At 39.6% G+C, this 15749-nt stretch carries 15 protein-coding genes; 10 read left to right on the top strand and 5 right to left on the bottom strand.

What is annotated here, in order from left to right:
* Positions 1–142: 142 nt before the first annotated feature.
* Positions 143–895, top strand: coding sequence for a Nif3-like dinuclear metal center hexameric protein (locus QUE46_RS10345; RefSeq protein ID WP_286244726.1), 753 nt, complete (start codon positions 143–145; stop codon positions 893–895).
* Between the two features lie 17 nt (positions 896–912).
* On the opposite strand, the gene QUE46_RS10340 is transcribed toward QUE46_RS10345, so the two are convergent.
* The 3 genes from QUE46_RS10340 to QUE46_RS10330 all read right to left on the bottom strand — a co-directional run bounded on the left by QUE46_RS10340 (position 913) and on the right by QUE46_RS10330 (position 5440).
* Positions 913–1677: a YdcF family protein gene (locus tag QUE46_RS10340; RefSeq protein WP_286244725.1), complete on the bottom strand. Its 765-nt coding sequence runs from the start codon at positions 1675–1677 to the stop codon at positions 913–915.
* Between the two features lie 51 nt (positions 1678–1728).
* The gene (locus tag QUE46_RS10335; RefSeq protein WP_055016584.1) at positions 1729–2616 is read right to left on the bottom strand and encodes a LysR substrate-binding domain-containing protein; all 888 of its coding nucleotides are present in this window, start codon (positions 2614–2616) and stop codon (positions 1729–1731) included.
* Between the two features lie 454 nt (positions 2617–3070).
* A complete protein-coding gene (locus tag QUE46_RS10330; RefSeq protein ID WP_286244724.1) occupies positions 3071–5440 on the bottom strand; it encodes an EAL domain-containing protein in 2370 nt (789 codons plus the stop codon).
* A gap of 213 nt (positions 5441–5653) precedes the next feature.
* Between QUE46_RS10330 and pyrC the strand changes: the two genes are divergently transcribed.
* The 9 genes from pyrC (at position 5654) to QUE46_RS10285 (ending at position 14299) form a co-directional block, all read left to right on the top strand.
* On the top strand, positions 5654–6703 hold the full coding sequence (pyrC, locus tag QUE46_RS10325; protein WP_286244723.1) for a dihydroorotase: 1050 nt from the start codon (positions 5654–5656) through the stop codon (positions 6701–6703).
* A 463-nt stretch (positions 6704–7166) separates the two neighbouring features.
* Positions 7167–7370 (top strand): cold-shock protein, encoded by a 204-nt coding sequence (locus QUE46_RS10320; protein WP_286244722.1) that lies wholly within the window; start codon positions 7167–7169, stop codon positions 7368–7370.
* A gap of 851 nt (positions 7371–8221) precedes the next feature.
* On the top strand, positions 8222–8992 hold the full coding sequence (locus QUE46_RS10315) for a DUF3450 domain-containing protein (RefSeq protein ID WP_286244721.1): 771 nt from the start codon (positions 8222–8224) through the stop codon (positions 8990–8992).
* Between the two features lie 7 nt (positions 8993–8999).
* A complete protein-coding gene (locus QUE46_RS10310) occupies positions 9000–10364 on the top strand; it encodes a MotA/TolQ/ExbB proton channel family protein (RefSeq protein WP_286244720.1) in 1365 nt (454 codons plus the stop codon).
* Positions 10364–10888 (top strand): MotA/TolQ/ExbB proton channel family protein, encoded by a 525-nt coding sequence (locus QUE46_RS10305; protein WP_004588135.1) that lies wholly within the window; start codon positions 10364–10366, stop codon positions 10886–10888. The genes QUE46_RS10310 and QUE46_RS10305 overlap by 1 nt, the downstream gene beginning before the upstream one ends.
* A gap of 14 nt (positions 10889–10902) precedes the next feature.
* Complete coding sequence (locus QUE46_RS10300) at positions 10903–11307, top strand: biopolymer transporter ExbD (RefSeq protein WP_004588134.1); 405 nt, start codon at positions 10903–10905, stop codon at positions 11305–11307.
* On the top strand, positions 11307–11921 hold the full coding sequence (locus QUE46_RS10295) for an energy transducer TonB (protein WP_126007517.1): 615 nt from the start codon (positions 11307–11309) through the stop codon (positions 11919–11921). The genes QUE46_RS10300 and QUE46_RS10295 overlap by 1 nt, the downstream gene beginning before the upstream one ends.
* An 11-nt stretch (positions 11922–11932) precedes the next feature.
* Positions 11933–13192 (top strand): hypothetical protein, encoded by a 1260-nt coding sequence (locus QUE46_RS10290; RefSeq protein ID WP_286244718.1) that lies wholly within the window; start codon positions 11933–11935, stop codon positions 13190–13192.
* 63 nt (positions 13193–13255) lie between these two features.
* Positions 13256–14299, top strand: a complete 1044-nt coding sequence (locus tag QUE46_RS10285; protein ID WP_286244717.1) for a hypothetical protein — start codon at positions 13256–13258, stop codon at positions 14297–14299.
* Between the two features lie 4 nt (positions 14300–14303).
* On the opposite strand, the gene QUE46_RS10280 is transcribed toward QUE46_RS10285, so the two are convergent.
* A complete protein-coding gene (locus QUE46_RS10280; RefSeq protein WP_286244716.1) occupies positions 14304–14636 on the bottom strand; it encodes a TraR/DksA C4-type zinc finger protein in 333 nt (110 codons plus the stop codon).
* 57 nt (positions 14637–14693) lie between these two features.
* Positions 14694–15674 (bottom strand): tRNA-dihydrouridine synthase, encoded by a 981-nt coding sequence (locus QUE46_RS10275; RefSeq protein WP_286244715.1) that lies wholly within the window; start codon positions 15672–15674, stop codon positions 14694–14696.
* Positions 15675–15749: the final 75 nt, after the last annotated feature.

Here is a 15749-nt window from a genome sequence, read left to right as displayed (position 1 = left end):
CTATACGTTGTGAACACAGATAAAGAAGCCGTATTTATACCTATTTTCCAACTGTTTTTCAATTTTTTGCGATTTTCCTTCCATTTTAGCCCCATAAACGCCAAAATTTGCACAAAATTCAGTGCTGAGTAAGGTAACAATAATGCAACGAAGAGAATTTAACCAACTGTTAAACGACATTTTAAAACCTCACACAATTAAAGATTTTTGCCCTAATGGGTTGCAAGTCGAAGGTAGAGATGACATCACCACTATTGTAACAGGGGTGACAGCAAGCCAAGCACTCATAGATGCAGCGATAGAAAAAAAAGCCGATGCTATTTTGGTTCATCATGGTTATTTTTGGAAAGGTGAATCACAACCTATTACAGGCATGAAAAAACGTCGTATAGGGGCTTTGTTAACGCATGATATTAATTTATTTGCTTATCATTTACCGCTTGATATTCACCCCGTTGTAGGTAATAACGCCCAGCTTGCTAATTTACTTGATATTGAAATAGAAGCAGGGCTTGAACCTGTTGCTAACAGCGTTGCTATGAAAGGACGGTTAAAAACTCCGCTTACAGGTAGCGAGTTTGCAAATAAAATAGCTAAAGTTTTAAACCGTGAACCATTACGTAGTGTTGTACGCGATGAAAAAATTAACACCATTGCGCTGTGTACTGGAGGCGGGCAAGGTTATATCGATTTAGCAGCAGAGCAAGGAATTGATGCATACTTAACAGGCGAGGCCTCTGAGCAAACTATTCATAGCTCGCGTGAGCAAAATATAGACTTTTTTGCGGCAGGGCACCATGCAACCGAGCGTTACGGAATTAAAGCGCTTGGTGAACTACTTACCAAAGAACATGGCTTTGACGTGAGCTTTATAGATATAGATAACCCAGTATAAATAAACTTATTTATAGCCTAAAGCGCCTCTGGGTTTATCCGGCGGCGCATGCTTATCCAAGCACTCCCAATCACTTCATGCATGTATTGCGTTACTACACGTAATGCCTCAGCATTTGGTATAAATTGTTTATACAAAGGTAAAGCCGCAAAATTGTGATAATCCGTAGCGGCAGGAATTACCTCAATGCCTTGGGCATTAAACAAGTTTTTTGCGCGAGGCATGTGCAGTACAGACGTAACCAGTGCAACCTTAAAATCAACGAGTTTAGGCGCGAGGAGTTTGGCTTCTGCGGCGGTATCCATTGCCTGTGGGTTTTGTTTTATACGGCTTTTACTCACCCCTAAATTTATTGCTGTTTGGCTCATTAATGCGCTATTTGTTACTTTGTTATAGCCACCGCCAGATACGAAAAGCGTTGCATTAGGGTATTTTTTTGCAAGTTTGACCCCTTCTACCAAGCGAGTAAGCGCACAGTTTCCTAGCTGATTATTAGCGCTTAAAGCGGGGTTTGGGTTTATATCGCAACCCAGCACAACAATTTTATCAAGGGTTGGGTGTTTTAAGGCATTAAATGCCAATGAAACGGGCTCATTGTGTTTAATAAGTTGATGCGCAGCAAACGGTGTACTTAACACTAAAAGTGCCAATATACTCAAACTTGCGAGCACTAAAGCAGGTTTACGTCCACGAAACGCCAAAGCTAGCATTACAAAGGTAAGTAAACCAAATAGCGGTAGCGGCATAATCAAGCCACCTAATAATTTTTTTAATTCAAACATAATAAGTAACATAAAGCACAATAGGCCTTATGTTACTTATTCGTCTGTAATTTATCGACCGTTATTTTGCTTACAGGTATTTAAAAAGTGGCGATAAACGGGGTTGTCTTTCATGTCTTTTTTCATTGCTAGGTACATAGGGCGGGTTAGGCCAAGTGCACCAAGTGGAATTGATTTGATTAAACCTTGACTTTCATAAGGTGTAACCAACCAATCAGGCAGCGCTGCTACACCCATTCCTGCACTCACTAGCTGAAAAATTAATAAGCCTTGATCAACATTTTTAAGTGTGCCGTCAAAGCGGGCGTTTTGAATAAAGTGTTTAAATATATCTTGCCGCTCGCGCGGAATAGGGTACGAAATGATGGTTTCGTTTTTTAAATCAAGCGCCGTTACATATGCTTTTTTAGCTAGGTCGTGATCAGGGGCGACAATAAGCTTTAATTTAAAATCAAATAAGTGAGCGTATTCAAGCTTATCAGGCTCGCGTATATCTGAAGTTAATACTAAGTCGAGCTCATCATTGAGTAAATCTGGTATAGCGTCGTAGCTAAAGCCGCGTTCGTAGTCAATTTTGATGTCTGGCCAAAAATTATTAAATTCTTTAATTGTTGGAAGCAGCCAATGAAAACACGCATGGCATTCAACACTTAAGCGTAGTTGAGAAATTGGTTGATTCAGGCTTTCTTTTAAGCGGCACTTCGTGGCTTCTACTTTTGGCAAAACGTCGTTAGCAAGTTCAAGTAAAAGCATTCCTTGAGGTGTAAAGCGCACAGGCTGCGTTTTTCTTTCAAATAATTGGCAGTCTAATTTGTTTTCTAAGTCTTTAATTTGATGAGATAAAGCTGATTGCGTTAAAAATAATTCGCGGGCTGTATTAACTAACGATCCGGTGTCTTTTAATGTCGCAATAGTTTTAAGGTGTTTTATATCAATCATCTTTAATAATTCTCAAGGGAAAAGTGAGTTTGGCTCAGATTGACTACATACTACGCCTTTATAAAAAACGTTTCAACGTCTAGATGGCTAAAATAATCTGTTAATTACTAAAACATCCCCTTAAAGTTAAATTAACTAATGTGGGTACTATATTTGCTACTGGTTTGATGAGTTTGCTATGAGTTTAGCTCAAGTTGCTTGTTGGGTTGTGCAGTTGCTGTGTAAAGCAGCGTTTCGAGCAGGGCAGCTTCATAAATGACATTGGTTTTTAAGAAGGATAAGTGATTATACCAACCCGCAATAACAGGTATGTTTTAATGGGCTAAAGTTTAAACAGTAACAACCTATTTTTATTGCTAAAAAGCTGAGCGCTTAAGTAAACGAATGGGTATTACGGGGCTTACTTTTTACATCTTTGTGACCTTGAAAAAAGTAAGCCCGCGGATAGCAGCTACTACAGAGGTTTATTGATAAGTTGAATAGCGCGTTGGGCTGTAACGGGTTTTGACTTTAAAAAGCCTTGTCCGTAATTACATTGGGTGGCTTGTAAAATATTGAGTTGCTCTTGGGTTTCGATCCCCTCAGCCACAACTTCAAAGTTTAGTGATTGCGCTAATGAGAGAATGGCCTCTACTAACGGGTTATTGGTTTTATTGAGGTGATCGATAAAGCTTTTATCAATTTTTAAAATATGAATAGGTAATTGGTGTAAGTAACCAAGCGCTGAGTATCCAGTACCAAAATCATCTAAGCATAATTTCACTTTAAGTGGGGCAAGCCCTTCTATTATTTGAGTTGCTAAGTCAAGGTTTGCAATGAGCCCGGACTCAGTGATTTCTAGGCATAATGATCCTAAAGGTAGTTGGTATTTATTATACAATGCGTGAACTTGAGCAACAAAGTCGAGGCTGGCAAAATGACGCGACGATACATTGACCGTTACTTTTAAAAAGCGATGACCTAGTTTGTGCCAATGCGCAATATGTTGCGCAGCGAGTTCAAGTAAGTGCAAGTCGAGGTTAATAATTTGCCCAGTGGTTTCGGCTATCGGGATAAACTCATTTGGCGATACAAACCCTTTTTTAGGATGGTGCCACCTTACCAATGCCTCAAAGCCGACAACTTCGCTTGTCGCGATAGTAAAAATAGGCTGAAAATAAAGTTCAAACTCGTTGTGCTCAATACCGTGTTGTAAGTCGTTTTCTATATCTGCATGGGTTTTAAGTTTTTTACGCATGGTGTTATTAAAAAACTTAACTTGGCCACGCCCGCTTGATTTAGCTTCGTACATGGCAGCATCGGCTTGCTGTAATAGCAAATAGGCTTTATCGTCACAGCTTTCAGTAAAAGCGATGCCAATGCTGGTTGATGCTTGCAATAAATGACTATCCACATTAAGTGGCTTAGCAAGAGCTATGTTTATTCGTTTTAGCGCTTCGCTAACCTGATTTCGGTGTGTGATGTTTTCCATAAAAATGGCGAATTCGTCGCCGCCAAGGCGTGCAAACGTATCGGTGTTTCTAACGGTGCTTTTTATTAGCTCACAAATTTTAATTAAAAAGTGATCGCCAACCTCATGCCCAAGCGAATCATTTATACTTTTAAATCGATCAAAATCTAAATAAAGCAGGGCATGGCTGGTGCCTTTTTTGACACGTGATAAACGCAAAATTGCATGTTTAATACGCTCAATGAGTAACGAGCGATTAGCCAGACCCGTTAACTCATCATGCAATGCTTTGTGTTCAAGCTCCTGCCTTGCAAGCTGCCTATCTATGGCCATACTAATTTGCCTACTTACGTAGGTTAAAAGGGCGCTGTCGTGTTCGTTATAATGCAACTTTTTGTCGTAACTTTGAACAACAATCACACCGCTTATTCTATTATTTGCTTTAAATGGTACACCAAGCCAGGATTCTGAAAGACGACCTACAAGTTTAAAGTCGCCATTGTCTATATGTTGCTGATAATCGTTTTGGTTTAATAGCAGTGCACTGTCTGATTTTAATAAATAATACGAAGCTGTATCTTTTAATTGTTCTTTTGATATTTTTTTATGTGCATGCGTTTGTATGCCTTCTTCAACAATGTAAACCAAATCGAGTATGTCTATTTGCTTATCGTAAAGAGCAATAAAAAAGTTATCAGCAGGCAGTAAGCTATTTATTATGTTGTGGAGTGATTCAAAAAAGGTATCTAGGTTACTGGCTTTATACGTTAAATTAGCTATTTGCAGTAAACTGTTTTCAAGCTTTTGGGCGTCGTTTAACTGATTTACTGTGTGCTTTAAGCTATTAACTGTGTTTACTTGATTTAGTTTTGCACTGAGCAAATGCGCAACCGTGGTTAAAATTTCCAAGTGGGCGTTTGTGAAATAGTTTTTTATTGGGTGTTCACAATCAATCACCCCTAAAACTTGATCTTTGTATATAAGTGGCACGCACAGCTCCGACTGGGCAGGGCGCTCATCAGCAATGTAGCGGGGGTCTTGCGTTACGTCACCAATAATAATAGCGGTGCCCGTACGGGCTACATAACCGGTTATACCTTCGTTAAAGCCTATTATTTTGCGCTCCGCTTGGTACTTGTCTCTTGCATGAGTTATACCCATAGAGGCAACTTGATTGAGCAGTAGGCGCGTTTCATCAGCCAGGTAAATCACGCAATCAACAAACCCGAGGCGGTTAACTACTTGAGTGGTTACATACTCAAATAATTCTTCTAAGGTATCGAGCTGTAACAAGCTAGAAGAGAACTGATTGATTATGCTTAGCTGCTCGGTTTTAATTTCGAGCGCTTTATAAGTATCGAGGTGATTCGACATAAGGTAGTTTTATTCTTTTTATTTGTATTAGCAGTGATAAGTTAACCCAAATTTAAGGCAGGTTCAAAATAAAACGCTTAAATGGCGGTATTCGTCGTTAAACTTAAACCCAATCGTATTTTGCAGCCTCATAGAAGGGAATAAATTAGATAACACTTTACTAGATCTTCTCATATGCCTATGATCGGATAAATTCAGCCGTGGAAAAAAGTAATGAGCATTAATAGTAATTTAAAAAACACATTAACCATAACTCGTCCTGATGACTGGCATGTCCATTTACGCGATGGTGAGCAACTTAAAGATACAGTACGCGATATTAGCCGCTACATGGGCCGCGCCATCATAATGCCAAACCTAGTACCGCCAGCAACCAGCACAGATTTAGCGCTAGCTTATCGGGAGCGAATTATGGCAGCGCAGCCGCAAGGCAACTTTGAACCGCTAATGGTACTTTACCTAACTGATAAAACCACACCTGAAGAAATCAAAAAAGCCAAAGCAACCGGTAAAATTGTTGCTGCAAAGCTTTACCCTGCTGGGGCAACCACTAACTCAGACTCAGGGGTTACCTCAGTAAAGAATATTTATCCTGTATTAGAAGCGATGCAAGAAGTGGGCATGCTATTATTAGTGCATGGCGAGGTGACTGATTCATCAATAGATATTTTTGACCGTGAAAAAGTATTTTTAGAGACAATTTTAGGCGATGTTGTAGCAGACTTTCCAAATCTAAAAATAGTGCTAGAGCACATTACAACAAAAGATGCTGTTGATTTTGTAACAGCCGCTCCACAAAATGTAGCCGCAACGATTACCGCGCATCACTTATTGTATAACCGTAACCATATGTTAGCAGGTGGCATACGCCCACATTATTACTGTTTGCCTATCCTAAAACGTAATATTCATCAACAAGCTTTAATGGCTGCTGCGGTAAGTGGTAATAAAAAGTTCTTCTTAGGCACTGACTCAGCACCGCACTATAAAGATAAAAAAGAAGCTGCTTGTGGTTGTGCTGGCGCCTATACAGCCCATGCTGCTATTGAGCTTTACGCAGAGGCTTTTGAAGAAGCAGGGGCGCTGGATAAACTGGAAGGATTTGCAAGTCATTTTGGCCCTGACTTTTACGGCCTTGCTCGTAACACCGATACTATTACCTTAGAGAAAAGCCCTTGGCAAGTACCTGCTAGCTATACTCTTGGTGACTCGAAAGTTGTGCCTATTAAGGCAGAAGCTACAATTGACTGGCAGGTTAAATAAAGTACATTAAATGTATATTATAATAAGGCCGTATAGCTTGCTGTACGGCCTTTTTTTGCTTGTAATTTAGCCTTTGCACTCTTCTTAACGCTACTTGCAACTCTCTTTATTTGCAAAGCTGACTACCCAAACACGATTTGTTACAATTACAAGTTAAAAATTTACTGTTTATTAAGCAATTTAAGCTTTAAAAATAACCACTTATGTTTATCTCTTTAATTATCTTTGTTCTTAGCAAATAAATCTCAATTAATAGAGCCAAAAAAATATTAATGTGTTAACCTTAACTTGCTTTGAGTTTTTGCGTATTGAATTTACGGATATTGTGCTGCGTTTAAGGTTACCGGTTAGGTTAAAACTTGTTCCTGTACTATACCTCCAGAATTTTGGGCACTGACTCAGGGAGGATATAGCCATAATAATATGGCTGAATTTTAATTATTGACTTACAGGAAAATTTAGTATGTCGGTTACTGGTAAAGTAAAATTTTTCAACGAAGCTAAAGGCTTTGGTTTCATTGAACAAGAAAACGGTCCTGACGTGTTTGTACACTTCAGCGCAATCTCTGGTTCTGGTTTTCGCACTCTTAGCGAAGGTCAAGCAGTGACTTTCAGCATCAAACAAGGTCAAAAAGGCCCTGAAGCTGAGAACGTAGAAGTAGCATAATTTTAATTATGTGAACCTTAGTTCATCTTGGTGAAGCAGTTTTCTGTTTCACCATAATTCCTCAAAATATTTCCCCATTATTTATACTCTCCTTAATACAGCCAATCGTTTAACTTTTATATTTTACTTAACGCTATAGCTTCAAACACGATTAACCTACTTCCTATTTTACTAGTTAATAACCTCAGTATATAGCAACGCCGCTTTAATACGTTAGCAGCGCATAATCAGCATACTTCTAACAAGCTTAAATCATACATTAACCACTTGCATAGTGTGTACCACTAAACCTTGTAGTTAACAGTGCTTTACTGGCTCTGATAAGGCTTAAGTTAGGCTTAGTAAAGTTAAAGCTATTAACTTAATTGCAGTAATATTTATACATCATGGTGTAACAAGCAGGGTGTTGTTGTATTTTTATACGATGAAGCGCTTAATTTACAAGTTAAGCTGTATTTTTAGCCTAATTTTACCAACTTTAGTTCATCAATTTTTCACATTTTTATTATTTTTGTTTTTTTTTAAGGTGCAATTCAGTTTTGTTTAGATGTTGCATTTTTGTTTCATGTAAGTGTCTAATTTTTAACTAGTGTTTAATTTTAAAGGGGCTATATAATACTAAAGCGGCCTAATGTTGGTTGCATTTATGTTAACAGTATTTTTTGTAATACTTTAGTTTTAGCTTTTTCAAGGTATTTATTTACTTAGAATAGCTAACATCAAGTTGACAGGGCGTATTGCATTTAGCATTATTGGAGGGTTGATATCTATTAAAAGATATCAGGGTTGTCATCCTTACTAGGGTTGATAATTAAATTATAAAAGTAACATTACTTAATTGGTTGGGAACTATGTCTGTTAAAATCAGAAAGAGTCTTGTAGCATCTGCGTTGGTTGGCGCTTTTGCATTTGCAAGCAGCAATGTGATTGCAGATCCTTTGAATGACGTGCAAAAAGCAGGTCAGCAAATTCAAAAGGCTGCTGTTAAGTCTCAAACTAAAATTGACAACGTATACGGTCAAACTCAAGAGCTAATCGCTGAGTACCGTAGTATTGTTGATGAGACTGAACTTATGAAAGTGTACAACGATCACGTAGCACGTTTGGTCGCTGACCAAAATGCGTCAATCGAATCGTTTGACCGTCAAATCGCTACTATCGACAACACTAAACAAAACGTTGTGCCTTTGATGTATCGCATGATCGATACGCTTGAGCAATTCATCAAAGCGGACGTTCCGTTCAATCTTGATTCTCGTCTTGCCCGTGTAGAAAGACTTCGTGAAATCATGGCTTCTGCGTCTGTTACGACGTCTGAGAAATTCCGCCAAGTTCTTGAAGCATACACAGTTGAAACTGCTTACAGCTCGGCTGTAACTGCTTCTCAAGGCACTTTAGAAGTTAATGGTAAAAACATTAACGTTGATATCGGTCGTTTAGGTCGTATCACTTACGTAGCACAATCTTTTGACTTAAAACACGCTTGGGTGTGGGACAACAACACTAAAGAGTGGAAAGAATTAGGTGAAGAATACCTAAAACCAGTTAAAGAAGTGATTCGTATGGCGCGTAAGCAAGCGACACTAGAACTTGTTAAACTACCAATCTTTGGCGCGGAGTAATCGAATAATGAAGAAACTATTTAAAGGTTTTGCTGTTGCAGCAGTACTATCTGTTTCTGCAGGTACCGCGCTTAATGCACATGCAAATACTGGTGCTTTAGATAAAATTCTTGAGCAAGTAAAGCAAGAACGTATCTCTGAAGGTAAAATCAATAAGCAACGTGAGCAAGAGTTCTTATCAGAACGTGCTGACAAACAAGCATTACTTAACAAAGCAAAAAGCCAATTAGCGTCTGAAAAAGCACGCGGTGACAGCTTAGCTAAGCAATATGCACAAAACGAAAATACATTAGCTGAAAAAGAGCAAGCGCTTCAAAACGCACAAGGTACTCTTGGTGAAATGTTTGGTGTTGTACGTCGTGCAGCGCAAGACGCTATCGGTTCTATCGAAGCTTCACTAGTTAGTGCTGAAAAGCCAGGCCGTGCAGAAGTACTTCGTTCATTAGCAGCAGCTAAAGAACTTCCAACAGTTCGTGAACTAGAAGAACTTTGGATTGCACTTCAAACAGAAATGACTGAATCAGCAAAAGTATCTACTTTTGAAACTGAAGTGTCAGGTCTTGACGGTAACTCTACAGTTAAGCAAGTAACACGTATTGGTAACTTTAACTTAGTTACTGACGAAGGTTACTTAATCTACTCGCCAGAGACAAAATCTATTCAGCCTTTAGGTAAACAACCTGATAGCTACATTTTAGATGGTATCTCTGCTCTTGAAGGTACTTCTTCTGATAATTACGCTGGCGTATACATTGACCCGACTCGTGGTGCAATCTTACGTATCAACACGCAGAAGAAAACGCTTATGGAATACTACGAGCAAGGTGCTGAAGTTGGTTACATCATCACAGTTTTATTAGCTGTTGGTCTACTAATCTTCTTAGTACGTTTCGTTGACTTAGCGCTTACTACTTCTAAGATCAAGTCTCAGCTTAAAAACTTGTCTACACCGAATACAAACAACCCACTGGGTCGTATTCTTAAAGTGTACCATGACAACAAGAGCCAAGACGTTGAAAACCTTGAGCTTAAACTTGATGAAGCTATCCTACGTGAAACGCCACGTGTTGAAGCTGGTATCAATATCATCAAGATTCTTGCTGCAATCGCACCGTTACTTGGTCTACTAGGTACAGTAATCGGTATGATCTTAACGTTCCAAACAATCACATTGTTCGGTACGGGCGATCCGAAGATCATGGCTGGTAACATCTCTCTAGCTCTTGTAACTACAGCGCTAGGTCTAATTGCTGCACTACCACTTATCCTACTTCATTCAATTGTTGCAGGTCGTAGTAAGTCAGTATTACATATCCTTGATGAGCAAAGCGCGGGTATCGTTGCTACTCACGCGGAGAAGGAGAAAGCCTAATGCTAGTCCTGATGGAGATATGGGAATCTATCAGGGATTTTGTTGGCACAGGCGGCCAGGTATTATACGTGGTCGCGATAGCACTCTTTCTTATGTGGGTTTTAATGATTGAGCGCTATTGGTTCCTACTTGCTGAATTTCCTCGTTTGACGAAGGATATTGTAGCGAAGTGGGATGCCCGCCAAGACACTACGTCTTGGTACGCACACAGAATCCGTGAAGCATGGATTTCTGAAGCGTCTGAAAAATTAGATCAGCGTATGTTGTTGATTAAAACATTAGTAGCTGTTTGTCCTTTAATTGGCTTACTTGGAACTGTAACGGGTATGATCGCGGTTTTCGAAACCATGGCAACTCAAGGTACTGGTAATGCACGTTTAATGGCATCAGGTATTTCAATGGCAACAATCCCAACAATGGCTGGAATGGTTGCGGCACTATCTGGAGTTTTCTTTAGCTCACGCCTTGAGGCAAGAGCGAGAATGGTGAAAGCCAAACTTGTAGATAGCATGCCTCATCACTAGAGAGAGAATTAAATATGGCACGTAAACAACGTTTTCGTGAAGAAGAAGAAGCAGCGGTAGATATGACGCCAATGCTTGACATCGTATTTATCATGCTTATTTTCTTTATCGTAACTACATCGTTCGTTAAAGAGGCTGGTATCGAGGTCAATAAACCTAAAGCGGCCCAAGCTACGAAGCAAAAAAATGCTAACATTTTTGTTGCTATTCGCAGTGATGGTGCTATCTGGATTGATAAACAGCAAGTTGATGTTGAACGTGTTTCAGCAAAAATCGAAAGTTTATTAGCAGAACAACCTACTGACGTTGTGATTTTGCAAGCTGATAAAGAAGCAAAACACGGTGTAGTGGTTAAAGTTATGGACCAGATCAAAGCGACGGGTGACAACCTGAGAATTTCAATAGCTGGAGATCAGTAATGATTCGTTTTCTGTTTTCACTGATTGCAGGTGGGGCAGTTACTTTCGGCTTGTTCTACTTCATGGCTTACCTCATCTCTGGTGGGGCTGACCGTAATACTGAACAAAAAGAGCAGATCATAGTCGAAATAATGACGAATCCGCCTGAATCTAAGGTGCAGGAGAGGAAGCGTGTTCCGCCTCCGCCTCCGCCACCGCCAAAGCAGCCGCCTAAACCGCAGCCGCCACAGCCGGAGAATAACAATCCTAATCCTGGTGCTATGTCATTTAACATGGGTAGCATTGATGTAGGAAGTTCGGCTGGTGGGCTAAGTGGTCCAGGTGCATTTGGACGAGATGGTGATGCGACACCTATCGTTCGTATTGAACCAAAATATCCAACGCAAGCAGCGCGTGATGGCAAAGAAGGTTGGGTACAACTTTCGTTCACAATTGATGAGTTAGGTGGCGTAACTGACGTTGAAGTTATTGACGCAGAACCAAAACGTATCTTTGACCGTGAAGCTAAACGTGCACTGCGCAAGTGGAAATACCGTCCTAAAATTATTGACGGTAAACCACAGAAACAAGTTGGTTTACAAGTTCAACTAGACTTTAAACTTAACCAAGGCTAAGGAGGCGAGTAATGAGAAATTTATCTAAAGTAACTGCTCTTGCAATTCTTATGTCTGTGTCAGGTGCAGCTATTACTGCACCTGTATTAGCAGCGCCAGATTACGCTAAAATTGAAGAGCGTAAGAAAGCCAAGACTAAAATCATGGGCGAGCGTACTGGTAAAAAGGTAATTAAAGCGTTTGACTTGTACAATGAAGACAAAGTTGATGAAGCAATTGCCTTGTTAAAAGAGATTGACGCATCTAACGACTTCGATAAAGCGACTGTAAATCGTTACTTAGGTAGCATGTACGCGCAAAAAGAGAAGTACGATGAAGCGATTAAATACTCTAGACAAGCTGTTGCCCCTGATATTTTAAACTTCGCAGATCACGAGCAAACTTTAAAGCTATTAGGTGATTTATACGCAGGTACTGAAAAGTTCCAAGAAGCCAAAAAAGCTTATACAGCTTGGATGGACTTCACCGGCGAAGAAGACCCTAAAGTGTACACTCGTATTGCACAAGCTAACTATCAGTTAGGTCAGTTTCGTGATGTTTTTGAACCTGCAGACAAAGCAATCTCTTTACAAAAGGAGCCTAATAAGGCCCCTTACCAATTAAAATTAGGTTCTTACTTTGAACTTAAAGATTACTCCAACATGGTGAAAATTGGTGAAGAAATTGTTAGAGTTTGGCCAGATGACAAAAAAGCCTGGGTTAGTTTAGGTAAATACTACCTACAAACCGAAGACTACTCTAAAGGTTTAGCGACCATGGAAGTAGCATTCAAAAATGGCTATTTTGAAGCGGAAGTAGATTACAAAGTACTTTCTAACTTTTACTCTTTAAACGAAATTCCATTTAAAGCGGCTAAAACCCTTGAAAATGCAATTAAAGAAGACAAAGTTAAGCGTACTAAGCAAAATGTTAACGCAATTGCTAGTAACTACCACCGTTCTAAAGACATCGAAAAAGCTGCTAAGTACTACGAAGAAGCTGCTAAATTTGACGACGATGCAGAGCTTTACCGCAAAGCAGGTTCGTTACTTTTACAATCTGAGAACTTTAGTGCTGCTGTTGTTCGTTTGAACAAAGCGTTAGAGCTTGGCTCTGACAAAAAGGGCACAATTTATTCAGATTTAGCAGAAGCGTACTACTACCAAGCTAAATACAAGCAAGCTTATGCTGCTATTACTAAAGCAATGGACGACCCGCGCACACGTAAGTTTGCTAAAGGTTGGTCAACATTTATTAAAGATAAAGCCGCTCGCAACGGTGTTAAAATTTAACTTTAATTTGTTTTAGCAATTATATAAAAAGCCCCTTTGGGGCTTTTTTTATTGGAATCTATAATGAAGAAAATGCACCTTTTTTCTGTTCTATTTAGTCTGTTTTTGGTTGCCTGCTCAAAACAACCATTGCCTTTTGAATCTTATGATGCTGCACAACTAAGCATCAAAAGTTTAAACACCGCGCTAAAACCTGCGGGCACTACACGTGTATCCACTGAACAGGTATTGCCTTTTTCCTCAGCATATTTATCTCTTCGTCACCAGATGTATCAGCGCCTACAAGCGATGACACTTTCAAACGCGCAAACGCAGCAGCTAAATTACTTAATTATTGCTGAGCGTTTTCCTGAGCGGTTTTTTAGCTGGCCTGCCCAAGTCAATGTGTTAGACAACTTATTCTCAGCGCAAATGCAAAGTACTCAGTCTAGCGAGGTCATTGAGTGGCTTAAGTTTACACAAGATCAATTAGACAGTGCGCTGCAAAGCAATTTAAGATTGAACAAGGTTGAATTAAATCTTTTACAGGGGTACTTAAAAACATCACTATTAAAACACGCTAGCGCAAACGATTTAAAAGCCCAGATTGCAGAGTTTAATGATTACTTGGCCAAGTACAAACCAAGGGGAAGCATTGGTTTAAGAGGGCTTGCTAATGGCAGTGAATGGTATCAAAGTAAACTAAATTACTTCAGTGGGGCAGTTAAGTCACCGCTGCAATGGGTTGATATTATTAATCAGCACATTCACAGTGATTCATACACGGCACCTAATTTGAACTACAGCATGACCCATCATACTTCGTTTATTAGCCAATATTTAAGCAAGGCGCCTAAAATAAAAGGGATTGATTGGCAAACTGATTACATGCTATTGCCAGCTATGGCTAAAAATAGCCAGCTAAGTCCAGAAGATAAGAGGCTAATGCTTGCGCTGATGGAGACCGATGTGGGTATACACTACCATGCATGGACTTTATCTCAGGCAAAAGTGAACTTAGTAAAACGATTAGCTATTTCAGAGCGCAACGCCCAATATTTGGTTGAAGATAGTGTACTTTACCCTGCACTCGCTTTTAGTTTTGCCGAGCAACTCTTAACACTTTAATAGCTTATGTGCGCTTAGCGCACATTTCACAACGTTGTGTTGCAGGGTCTTGTTTAAGTAACTGCTCTGAGATTGCTTCTTCACAATCGCAACAATAGCCGTATTGGCCAATTTCAATTTGGCTGATTGCCGCTTCTAATTCTGTTAGTCTATTTACTAAGGTTTGATATTCGGCACCTAAGTTGTGCGTGGCTGTGTCAAGCCATTCATTATGCAGGCTAGTCAGTATAACGTCATGTAGCTTAAGATGGGCAGGGTGTGCAGATTGGCTCAACATTGCTAATATTGTTGATTTAACGTGTGCTACTTCACTGTGCAGTTGTTGCTGATAAAGCATGTTGGTATAACCTTTATTTAGCGTTTCGTTATACCTGTATTATCTGAGCTGTGCTGCTTATACGTTATGATTTGAATCAAGTTGCGGAGACTTAGCATATTTTTTTAAAACCTCGGCTACATCACTTTTTACTTTAAGACGTCTTATTTCATCAAAGAGTACATTTGCTTGTGGGTATTGGCGTTTAAGATAGCCAAGCCATTGTTTAGTTCGCGAGGCAAAATATTTTTCATCTTGTGTGGGGTCTTGATGAATAGCAGAATGAATTAAATGATAAATTATATGTTCCCACTCTAGGCCATTGTATTGTTCATTATTAACATGAGCTTTAATTTTTTTCGCTAAATCAGGGTGAGAAAGCGCACCGCGCCCTAGCATTAAATCGCTACACTGGCTGCGTGTTTGGCAAAGTAGCGCATCTTCTACTTGCCAAATTTCACCGTTGGCAACCACTGCTATGTTTTTACCTTTTATTAGCGGAGGTATTTTTTCCCAATATGCAGGAGGGTTATAACCGTCACGCTTGGTACGGGCATGTATTGCAATACTATCTGCGCCGGCGCTTACAACTGCATCTACAATCTCTTGGCTATTGCTATCATCATCAAAGCCTAAGCGTATTTTAGCGCTTACTTGTTGTTTACTATCTACCGCATCCCTTACCGCTTTGATTATGTTATACATATGATCAGGGTCTTTTAGCAGTACAGCACCACCACGACTTTTATTTACTGTTTTTGCAGGGCAGCCAAAATTAAGATCTATACCGTGAGAGCCTAATTCGATAGCTCTAACCGCATTTTCTGCTAATACGTCTGCCACTTGCCCTAACAACTGTATGCGCACAGGAGTCCCAGCTTTTGTTAAACCATCATTATTGAGCTCAGGGCAATAGCGATGAAAAACTTTAGCCGGTAAACGTTTATCAATTACTCTAACAAATTCAGTTACGCATAGGTCAAAGCCACCAATATTAGTAAGAAGTTGGCGCATTTTAAAATCAACAACACCTTCCATAGGCGCTAAAACAAGTTTCATAAAGTATGTTTATTGAAAAACGGGTGCGTAGTGTACCTGCAAAGTATGGTTTGATAAAACCTAAATTACAGTCCA

Origin of the sequence: Pseudoalteromonas sp. MM1 (genome assembly GCF_030296835.1) — a bacterium.
Lineage (GTDB): Bacteria > Pseudomonadota > Gammaproteobacteria > Enterobacterales > Alteromonadaceae > Pseudoalteromonas.
This window is presented reverse-complemented; position numbering and strand designations above follow the sequence as displayed.

Excerpts from the sequence above, each read along its gene's own strand:
- QUE46_RS10345 (WP_286244726.1), top strand. The coding sequence starts at position 143 with ATGCAACGAAGAGAATTTAACCAACTGTTAAACGACATTTTAAAACCT.
- QUE46_RS10290 (WP_286244718.1), top strand. The coding sequence starts at position 11,933 with ATGAGAAATTTATCTAAAGTAACTGCTCTTGCAATTCTTATGTCTGTG.
- QUE46_RS10280 (WP_286244716.1), bottom strand. The coding sequence starts at position 14,636 with ATGCTTTATCAGCAACAACTGCACAGTGAAGTAGCACACGTTAAATCA.
- QUE46_RS10330 (WP_286244724.1), bottom strand. The coding sequence starts at position 5,440 with ATGTCGAATCACCTCGATACTTATAAAGCGCTCGAAATTAAAACCGAG.
- QUE46_RS10300 (WP_004588134.1), top strand. The coding sequence starts at position 10,903 with ATGGCACGTAAACAACGTTTTCGTGAAGAAGAAGAAGCAGCGGTAGAT.
- QUE46_RS10310 (WP_286244720.1), top strand. The coding sequence starts at position 9,000 with ATGAAGAAACTATTTAAAGGTTTTGCTGTTGCAGCAGTACTATCTGTT.
- QUE46_RS10340 (WP_286244725.1), bottom strand. The coding sequence starts at position 1,677 with ATGTTTGAATTAAAAAAATTATTAGGTGGCTTGATTATGCCGCTACCG.
- QUE46_RS10335 (WP_055016584.1), bottom strand. The coding sequence starts at position 2,616 with ATGATTGATATAAAACACCTTAAAACTATTGCGACATTAAAAGACACC.
- QUE46_RS10305 (WP_004588135.1), top strand. The coding sequence starts at position 10,364 with ATGCTAGTCCTGATGGAGATATGGGAATCTATCAGGGATTTTGTTGGC.
- QUE46_RS10320 (WP_286244722.1), top strand. The coding sequence starts at position 7,167 with ATGTCGGTTACTGGTAAAGTAAAATTTTTCAACGAAGCTAAAGGCTTT.
- QUE46_RS10275 (WP_286244715.1), bottom strand. The coding sequence starts at position 15,674 with ATGAAACTTGTTTTAGCGCCTATGGAAGGTGTTGTTGATTTTAAAATG.
- pyrC (WP_286244723.1), top strand. The coding sequence starts at position 5,654 with ATGAGCATTAATAGTAATTTAAAAAACACATTAACCATAACTCGTCCT.
- QUE46_RS10315 (WP_286244721.1), top strand. The coding sequence starts at position 8,222 with ATGTCTGTTAAAATCAGAAAGAGTCTTGTAGCATCTGCGTTGGTTGGC.
- QUE46_RS10285 (WP_286244717.1), top strand. The coding sequence starts at position 13,256 with ATGAAGAAAATGCACCTTTTTTCTGTTCTATTTAGTCTGTTTTTGGTT.
- QUE46_RS10295 (WP_126007517.1), top strand. The coding sequence starts at position 11,307 with ATGATTCGTTTTCTGTTTTCACTGATTGCAGGTGGGGCAGTTACTTTC.